This is a genomic window from Roseobacter weihaiensis, assembly GCF_020622345.1.
Classification (GTDB): domain Bacteria; phylum Pseudomonadota; class Alphaproteobacteria; order Rhodobacterales; family Rhodobacteraceae; genus Roseobacter; species Roseobacter weihaiensis.
In genome coordinates this window covers 1-9284 of record NZ_JACNMO010000051.1, presented here as the reverse complement: position 1 = coordinate 9284, position 9284 = coordinate 1, and the positions used below count along the sequence as shown (strand labels likewise).

At 53.6% G+C, this 9284-nt stretch carries 6 protein-coding genes; 4 read left to right on the top strand and 2 right to left on the bottom strand.

Going from position 1 to position 9284, the window contains the following annotated elements; translation table 11 throughout:
* Positions 1–499 precede the first annotated feature (499 nt).
* From H7847_RS26105 to H7847_RS26090, 4 genes are all read left to right on the top strand, one after another.
* The gene (locus tag H7847_RS26105) at positions 500–1501 is read left to right on the top strand and encodes a tyrosine-type recombinase/integrase (protein WP_319799801.1); all 1002 of its coding nucleotides are present in this window, start codon (positions 500–502) and stop codon (positions 1499–1501) included.
* A complete protein-coding gene (locus tag H7847_RS26100) occupies positions 1420–2610 on the top strand; it encodes an IS91 family transposase (RefSeq protein WP_227272574.1) in 1191 nt (396 codons plus the stop codon). Before H7847_RS26105 ends, H7847_RS26100 begins: the two co-directional genes overlap by 82 nt.
* Positions 2611–2955: 345 nt before the next feature.
* Positions 2956–3837, top strand: a complete 882-nt coding sequence (locus tag H7847_RS26095) for a class I SAM-dependent methyltransferase (RefSeq protein ID WP_227272572.1) — start codon at positions 2956–2958, stop codon at positions 3835–3837.
* A gap of 629 nt (positions 3838–4466) precedes the next feature.
* On the top strand, positions 4467–5312 hold the full coding sequence (locus tag H7847_RS26090) for a DUF3800 domain-containing protein (RefSeq protein ID WP_227272570.1): 846 nt from the start codon (positions 4467–4469) through the stop codon (positions 5310–5312).
* Between the two features lie 45 nt (positions 5313–5357).
* On the opposite strand, the gene H7847_RS26085 is transcribed toward H7847_RS26090, so the two are convergent.
* A complete protein-coding gene (locus H7847_RS26085) occupies positions 5358–7646 on the bottom strand; it encodes a DNA cytosine methyltransferase (protein WP_227272568.1) in 2289 nt (762 codons plus the stop codon).
* On the bottom strand, positions 7643–9133 hold the full coding sequence (locus tag H7847_RS26080) for a hypothetical protein (protein ID WP_227272566.1): 1491 nt from the start codon (positions 9131–9133) through the stop codon (positions 7643–7645). Before H7847_RS26080 ends, H7847_RS26085 begins: the two co-directional genes overlap by 4 nt.
* Positions 9134–9284 lie beyond the last annotated feature (151 nt).

The following is a 9284-nucleotide window of genomic DNA, read 5'->3' as shown; positions in this document are numbered from 1 at the left end:
CGCTGGCGGCTGCAAACGCCTTTCTGTTTTACAGGCTTGAGAAGGGCCAAAGGATCATTGCTGTTGTCTCAGTTTTCGCCTGGTGCGGCGTGCTAGTGTCTGGCCGATGGATAGCCTTTTCGGCTTAGCAATGCTCTCGTATTCCATCGCCGAGCGGCCTTTGATATACTGCGCAGCATTTGGAACACTGGGCTCCTTGCGACTATCTGAGCATGTGCAGGATATGAATCCTTGAGCCGCGACCACTCGATAAGGACGGCCCAAAGCTGCCGCCCATCCGCTCGTCCTGATGCTGCAGGCGCATCCCGCATAGCCGCTATTCGCTGCAGGTGCTCGATTTCAGTCATGTCGGAGGTCCGCACGGCGGACTTGGACGAAACCGCTCTCGCGGTATTGGCGCTTGGGGCAATGACAGCGCATTAATTCAGCAGTGGATTTGGCGGATAGGCATGCCTGCCTGACGATTGGGGCCTTCTCAATCTGATGACAGGAGGTTCCGATGACGGACCAGTATGTGCCTGCGCTGCGCCAGCGCTTTCTCGAAGACATGCGGATCAAGGGGCTGCAGCCGAAGACGCAGACGATGTATCTGCGGGCGATGCGCGACTTCACGCGGTTCCTGGGGCACTCGCCGGACGCCGCGACGCCGGAGGAGCTACGTGCCTTTCAACTCGACATGAAGGAGCGTGGCGTCGGCGCGCCGACCTTCAACAACCGGCTGACCGTGCTGAGCTTCTTCTTTACGACGACCTGTCCGCGCCCGGAGATGAAACGGCACATGCGGTATCAGCGGGCAGCGAAGAAGATCCCCGTGGTGCTGAGCGCCGAGGAGGTCACGCGCATTCTCGAAGCGGCACCCGGGCCGGGTCTGCGGTATCGAGCTGCGTTCAGCGTTGCCTATGGCGGCGGGCTCAGGGCAAGCGAGGTCACCCATCTCAAGGTCGGCGATATCGACAGCGACCGGATGTTGATCCGTGTCGAGCAAGGCAAGGGTCGCAAGGATCGGCATGTGATGCTATCGCCAAGCCTGCTGGAACTCTTGCGCGAATATTATCGGCAAGCCCAACCCGCGGGTTGGCTCTTTCCCGGCCGTAACCGGGTCGATCCGATCTCGACGCGGCAGTTCAACCGCGCGTTCGGGGTGGCCTGCGACTTCGCCGAGATCAGGAAGAAAGTGTCACCCCACACCCTGCGGCACAGCTTTGCGACGCATCTGCTGGAGAGTGGGACCGACATCAGGGTGATCTATTACCCGGCAGTCGCTGCTTGCAGCGATGAGAGGGCAGGTGCTGCTCGGTCACGCCAAGCTGGAAACGACGACGGTCTACACCAAGGTGGCGACCAAGACGATCCGGGATGTGACAAGCCCGCTCGATCTGCTGGTGAAACGGGAAACGGCCCCCGGTTGATCCCGGTCCCATGCCCCGCCCAAAGCTGGAGGTCGCGGATATCTTCCGCGCCCATGGTGCTGCATATCGACGGCAACATGACGGGCATCTGAACCTTCCCCAATTGAAGGTAATGTCCGCGATCGAGACCTGCCGAACCGCTGCGCTCGGCGGGCATGTGGCAGCCTGCACCAAGTGTGGTTATGAGCACATCGCCTACAACTCGTGCCGCAACCGGCACTGCCCAAAGTGCCAGGGGGCCGCGTCGCGAGACTGGATGGCGGCGCGCATCGAAGACCTGCTGCCGGTCGAATACTTCCACGTCGTCTTCACGCTCCCAGCGCAGATCGCCGACATCGCGTATCGGAACAAGGCTGCGGTCTACGGTCTGATGTTCACGGCGTCGGCTGAGACGCTGCTGACCATCGCCGCCGATCCGAAGCATCTCGGCGCGCGGATCGGCATGACCAGCGTGCTCCACACCTGGGGATCGGCAATGACCCACCACCCGCATGTGCATGTCATCGTCCCGGGCGGCGGGCTGTCGCTGGATGGCACCCGCTGGATCGCCTGCCGCCCGGGGTTCTTCCTGCCGGTGAAGGTCTTGTCGCGACTGTTCCGGCGCCTGTTCCTCGAAGGGCTGATAAGGTTGCACCGGACCGGCAAGCTGCGCTTCTCCGGCGATCTGATGGGACTGGCAGAGCCCGGCGCCTTCGCGACCCATCTCGCGCCGCTGCGCAAAACCAACTGGATCGTCTACGCCAAGCCTTCCTTCGGCGGACCCAAAGCCGTTCTGACCTATCTCAGCCGATACACGCATCGCGTGGCGATCTCGAACCATCGCCTGGTCAGTGCCGACGAAGACACCGTAACCTTCCGGTGGAAAGACTATCGCATCAAGCGCGGGGACCGCATGAAGACCATGCGCCTGCCCACGGACGAGTTCATCCGCCGCTTCCTGATCCATGTCCTGCCGCCCGGCTTCCACCGCATCCGCCATGCAGGCTTCCTCGCCAATGGCATCCGGCGAGACAGGATCGAGAAGATCAGGCACCTAATCCATCGGGCACCTGAGCCTGCGCAGATGACCGGTGAAGATGAGCAGGAACAAGACCTGTACCAGACATGCCCCAAATGCGGTGGCGCGATGCGCGTCATCGAAACCTTCTTGCGCGGCCAAATCCCAAAATCCCGCGCCCCACCATGGGAGAAGGCCGCATGATCCAACCCTCAAACCCGGCTCTGCCACCTGGAGCCCCGGCCCAATCTCTGCGGCCGGTCCCTGTGGATTTGCGCAACACCAGGTTCGCGACATCGGAAAGAGCAGTCGATACGCGAAGACCTCGAAGAAAACGCGGTGACAGGTCACTCATCTGCCCCTCTGGCCGCGCAGCCCAGTGCACCGATTGCCCAAGCCCTAAGCCACTATCCCCATAGCACCGAAATCCCCCCGCGCTTTCCTCCTTGTCAGATTTATCGCCGCTGCAGCTCGCGCTGACAGCAGCAACAAACCTTAGACAAAGTGAGAATTCGCTGCGGTTGCGCCAATGGCTGCTTAGGCGATTTGGTGAAACGTGGTAAGGTCGTAATTCACAAACTGGAAAAGTTGATTGTTATGAATAACGATGAGAAAATTTCCACCCACTATCGCCACGGAAACCTGCTAACCGCGATTCAGGCAGGCCTCGAAAAACAGGGTATTAGACCTGAAAATGCCAGTGTTGAGGATCTTGGCCCAGTAGATGAATTTCACATTGGTGGGCGGGCAGCGAGCATTCATTTCCTGGACCAGCTAGAAATATCGCCGTCCCAAACCATGCTCGATATCGGCTGCGGTTTGGGAGGTTCGGCGCGTTTCGCCGCGAAGACTTACGGAGCAAAGATTACCGGGATTGATCTGACATCTGAATACGTTGAGGTAGGGCAGCGACTTTGCGATTGGGTCGGCTTGTCGCAAAGCATAGAACTCCAGCAAGGTAGTGCACTTTCACTTCCTTTTGAGGATGCAAGTTTTGACGGCGCATTCATGATGCATGTCGGTATGAACATCGAAGACAAGCATGTTCTGATTTCTGAGGTGTCCCGTGTTCTGAAATCCGGCGCAAAGTTTGGTATCTACGATATCATGAAGGTTAACGACGAAGAGCTAATCTACCCAGTTCCTTGGGCAACAACACCTGAAACAAGCTGGGTTGCAGAGCCCAAAGACTATCGAATGGCACTCGAAGCCAATGGGTTCTTCGTCGCTGAGGAGAATAATCGCTACGATTTTGCTATGGATTTCTTCAAGAAAATGAAGGCCGCAAGCGGAGCCATCGGCGGACCACCCCCTTTGGGTTTACATGTCCTCATGCAGCAGACCACCGCAGAAAAGATCCAAAATATGGTAGCAAATTTGGCTGCAGGGCGCATCTCACCAATCGAAATGATCGCGATTAAGGACGCGTAGAACTTGGGCTTTAGCGATCCTCCAGCTTTGTGTTGAAGCTGATGGGATTGACCATGACGGCTAGAACTACGGACATCCGTGCAACGCGCAGCATCCTGCACTATGGGCTCAGTGCGGCCATCGGAGCCTGTGCAGCATATGAATCCTTGAGCCGCTACCACTCGATGAGGACGGCCCATTGCAGCCTTTCACAGGGTCTCCCAGTTTCTGCATCCGCAACCCGCTTTCCTGCCATTCGCTGCGAGCGCACGGCTAGCCCCTGAATAGGTTTCGCAGAACAGCCTGAGCATTGTCCAATGTGGGAATTGCCAGCATGGCATAGCTACAGGCGCAAATTCGCTGCCCGTTTGGAAGTCAAGATCGCGAGGCACATTAGTTTGCCGCTGCCTGTTCATATCAAAGCCGAGTTATTGGATTAGAAAATGCGATAGAGTACTGCATTGATGGGCCGAATGAAAAAATCGGCTGCGTTGGTGTCGGATCTTTGGATTGGCTTCTCCACCAATACAAGTATGTTGTCCGCATAGTTGCTTCAACGACCTTCAAATTGAACGGAAATTGGTTCCGATCAAGAAGGTTTGTAGGAGAGCTAAAGAGCAGAGCCCAAAGAGAAATCGTGCCAGGTAGCAATGAAGTTCGTATACGTTGATGAAACCGGTGATCAGGTTCAATCTGATACGTTCGTAATGACTGCCGTCGAAATCGATGCCATTCGCCTAAACAAATATAGTCGTATTTTCTCGACGATGATCGGTGAAGTGTTTGCGAAGCATCCCGGAAAGCCTCAAGATCTGAAAACACGCAGATTCCATCGTGGCGCTGGCGGATGGAACAAGATTTCCGGAGAGGACCGAAAGGCATTCCTGAATGCAGTGGTCGAAGAGATCGCTAACAGCTCAAAGATCTATGCATCTGCGATTTCCTTCAAAAAGTTCAAGGCTACCGATCACAAAGCGTTTGGCTATCCTGATGTTTCTCACAGTTATTGGATCGCCAACGCGATGTTTGTCTTGTCACATGTTCAACGCGAGCACTGTGACGACCCCAAAAACAAGGGAAACTGCGTCATAGTCGTAGATGACAACAAAGTGGAACACGCCAACATGGCAGAGCTCATCTTCAAGCCTGATCCATGGTTCGATGATCTGGCGTTCAAGGCTGCGTTCTTAAAATCGAAAAAGCGTCCCAAAAACTGGGAAACGAAGCGCTTTGATCAAATCGTCAACACCCCCTTCGCTATCAAATCTGAACATGCATCGACCATTCTCGTGGCCGATCTGGCCGCATTTGTCCTACGTCGATACATAGAGCTCAAAACAGAAGATGAAGCTTTCATCGGTGAAAAGGTCTTTTTCGATGCACTTTTTGCCAAACTGAAACCGGTTATCAAAACACACAAAAATCTACACAAGAAGACACAAGCCTATGAGTACTATCGCGCCTTGCAGCCAGAAGTCTGGGATTTCGCGCTGTAATTTAGGGCTCAGATGTGTCAGCAATACCCGCCAAAGACAGAAACACTAGCTCAGTTCAAGTATGGACTTTGCGGCAAGCGCAGGTACTTCGCTAGGAAACCAACCGCTTGTTTCAGCTCGGACCATATTGTTTGCGAGCAGCTCGGCTAAAAGGGGCGGAAACGCATTTCCGACCTGAATGCACTGATCTTGACGAGCGCCGACAAACTCGATTTCATCCGGAAAAGTTTGAAGCCTTGCAGCCTCTCTGACTGTCAAAGATCTATTTAGCCAAGGATGCAAAGGAAACGCATTGTGGCCCGGAACCAACGTAATACTCGGAAGTTCTCGATGTAGTCTTCGAAAAATATGGCTGAAATTCCGAATTTTTTTTGTTCTGTACCCAGCCTTGAGTTCTTCTGGAAGGGCATCAACGTCCAGTTTGCCACCTTCTGGGATCCTCTTGTAGCGGGCAATTTGTAGCGGTTTATGGTTCATGGGAACGTGATTGGTGTGCACATGATGGCTTTCGTCGCTAGCCAGATCTGTGATGAACTCTCCAACCTTGGCAAATGGCTTTTGCCAGTCCTTTGGGGTTTGAAAAAACTTCCTTTTTGGCCACGGTATTACATGTCCTGTTCGATTTGCTACTAGAACAAAACGTTTTCTATGTTGGGGGACACCATAATCGGCTGCGTCGATCACTCGGTGTTCGATTTGACCATACCCAACTTCGCGCAATCCATCGACAACTGCCTTTACAAATAAGCCATCGTTCATAGTCGCAAAACCGGCCACGTTTTCCATGACCACCCATCTTGGCTGGATGCGAGCAACTGTGTCAACAAACGCTAAAACAAGTCGGTTGCGAGGGTCGGCAGCTGCCGTTGACTCATCAACTTTCGCAAGCCTACGGCGACCAAAAACTGAGAACCCTTGGCAAGGTGGACCACCCACAACCGCAAAAGTCTCGCCGCCAGCGATAGAGGCCACCTCCTCCTGTATAAGTGGGTCAGAAATATCCCCGTGAACGAACGGCGTGTCGGGGAAGTTCTTCTTGTGCGCTTGCATCACTCGATCATTGTTGTCTGAGGAGGCAATCGGAACTAATCCTGCTCGTTCGAAGCCAACACTGAAGCCGCCTGCGCCACAGAATAGATCAACGAAGGAGCGTTTCTGGCGCGCTTGGCCTTTGATGTTGGTCGTTACGTCCGCAACATTTACTTTCGCTACTGGTACCAGTTTTCCGGATTGCTCCTGAACTCTGGCAGAGGATCCCTTCAGTGGGTGAATTCGGGACTTGATAGATTTTGCAAGCGCAAACGAAAGCAAGGGAGGAACAGCGTTGCCAGCCAAGATACACTGTCTTCGGCGGTCTCCTGAAAAAACATGGCCGTCGGGAAAACTCTGCAGCCTCGCGGCTTCTCTGGGTGTAAGGCTTCTATGCAGAACAGGGTGGATAGGCAGAGCATTGTTGCCAGGCACTATGGTCAAAGACGGCTTTGATCGATCAAGGCGCTTGTAAGTGTTTCCGAAATTTTTTCGCCGGATGTCTTCTGGGAGTTCTTCAGGAGGCGGTAGCATTCCGCCTTCAGGTATGAATTTATAGCGCCGCACCACCTTTTCCGAATGCCGCAGAGCCAGATGGTTAGGAAACTCCTCCCCTCTGTCCATTAAGTCGAGAATCGCATCTCCCACGGTCACAAATGGCTCAAGTCCATTTCCATGGGTAGCATCGGGAAAATCGTATTCCACCCTTTGATCCAAGAAGCCAACAAAGAAGGCCCGTTGACGGTGCTGCGGAACTCCAAAGGCTGCGGCATCAAGCACGCCAAAGTGCATTTTGTAGCCGATCTGCGAAAAGGCACTCATAACGTGATCACGATACCTGCCGTTGTACTCGGTCGAAATTGCTCGAACATTTTCGACAAGCACGACTTGAGGACGCAAAGCTTTTGCAATTCGCACAAACTCATTCACTAGGGTGTTTCTCGGATCCGCCGAATGACGAGTGCCTAACGTAGAAAACCCCTGACAAGGAGGACCTCCTATTATCACATCCGGCCTTACTCCTCCCAATGCCTCAACGATCGTTTCATTCGATACATTGCGGATATCATCGTGAATGAACGGCACCTTTGGCCAGTTAAGCGCAAAGGTTTCCGCGGCGGACTTTTCATTGTCCATGGCCGTAAGGACCCTGTATCCGGCTCTTTCAAATCCCAGATCAAGTCCTCCACCGCCCGAAAAGAGGCTCAAGATCGTCGGAATGCTCTCCACCGTCCGAACGCGGCGCGAACGATCCACATTCGACTCGCTTTCTGGTACGGATGGGAAAATAGGGTTCTTGTTCATAATTCTACCTGCATTGCTTCGTTCACCCGAACCCAATTGATAGGCAACCCAACACCAAGTCGGTAACGGTTACTCCTACTTTCGGGGATGAACCCATACTTCCTCAAAAAGGTTAGTTCGGCTTGAAAGATGGTCCGTGAGCGCGGTCGAGACCTACCGGACACCTTTCGAAGCACTTTGAGGTCATTCTCCATATGACTCTGAAGCACTCGCAAGTACTCCCAATATGAGTCTTCATCAAAAACCGATACTCCTCCCTTGGATTTGGAAAAAGCGAGAGGATCATCTAGAAAAATCTCTTCGGACAATCGATGAACGTAGTGCAGGAAAGTACCGTAGTGTCCGGTTTGGATCAGAGTTGCTCCGAAGTACTTGACTGCCGCAGAAGAGTTTGGCCCACCAAACCGTTCACAAATGCTTACGAAACGATACCCTTCATCAGTTGGCTGTCCGCTGTTGTCGATCCACTGCAGTTGAGCGACTGCACTATCAACATCTTCCCTATAACTATGAGCCCGTGCCCGAACACCTTGCTTGTTTTGTCCACTGGAGATAGAAATTCCATTGGCCATCTCTTCCCAGGCTTGGTCCTCAGCTATGACACCGTCGTTCAACCTAGTGCAGATGGTTTCTTTCAAACCGTTTGCGCGACCTTCAAAAATCTGACTATGCCCAGAGCCATCATCCTTAAGAACTTTCGTAAACGCCGCTGGCGCGACGTAAGTAGATCCGGAACGCTTAAATGGAGTTAAAACTTCTGGCGTAGCCACATACTTAAACCAGAAATCCTTCCATATCTGGCTGCCAAGCGACGAGTCCGAGGTATAACCAAGAAACTCTTCGACGTCTGCAGTCGCATCTATGCGAGACACAGCGGAGACCATTTCCGCAGGAATTCCATAGCTTGGCGGTGCACTCCCTCCACCAGCCAACAAAATGGCGGATTTGAGATAGCAGTAAATTACATCTCTTGTGGTGGAGCCTTCTCTTAAATGTACCCATTGAGTAGACGGCTTTGAAGCACTTGGCCGCTTCCCAATAGCTGACGGCGCGACGGTGATTGGCCGGATACAACGAATACGCCCACGGAAGGGATAAGGCGATGACTTGTCGGGATCCTCATAGTCGAAAACACCCACTCGGCCGTCAATTTCATTTGAATCCAAAATTGACACAACGTGTTCTGCTGGGTGCCCGTGCGAAGAGTAACTTCGTGGGATGACTATGACTGCACCATTGTACCCCTTATCGATGTAGGCCAGCGACTGCCCAACAGCCGTCAACAAACCGTGTGTTCCTTCCGCAACCCGTTTGTACTCAAGCGCAACATCGTCCTGGTCACCACCCACTGTCCGCGGCAAACTGATTACTCCATCTGCAAGCGGCCAATTAGTTCTACTAGGCTCTTGCGTAGCAAAGGCACTAAAATTCGGTCTTGACCCGCTGGGAACGTCAGCGAAGCACAGAGACGGATCAGCATCGAACATTCGGGCAATCTCCGACGATGCAAAGTTCTCTATCTGCGGCTTCGATTTCAAGGACGGATTTAGGTCGCATCGGGCTCATGGTTCTCTCCGGGGTCGAACGTGCCGCCCCATAATGGCGTCGGTGACGGGATGCCTTCTAGAAGTCCGCTGC

Coding starts and splice junctions, on each gene's coding strand:
- H7847_RS26105 (WP_319799801.1), top strand. CDS start 500: ATGACGGACCAGTATGTGCCTGCGCTGCGCCAGCGCTTTCTCGAAGAC.
- H7847_RS26100 (WP_227272574.1), top strand. CDS start 1,420: ATGCCCCGCCCAAAGCTGGAGGTCGCGGATATCTTCCGCGCCCATGGT.
- H7847_RS26090 (WP_227272570.1), top strand. CDS start 4,467: ATGAAGTTCGTATACGTTGATGAAACCGGTGATCAGGTTCAATCTGAT.
- H7847_RS26085 (WP_227272568.1), bottom strand. CDS start 7,646: ATGAACAAGAACCCTATTTTCCCATCCGTACCAGAAAGCGAGTCGAAT.
- H7847_RS26080 (WP_227272566.1), bottom strand. CDS start 9,133: ATGTTCGATGCTGATCCGTCTCTGTGCTTCGCTGACGTTCCCAGCGGG.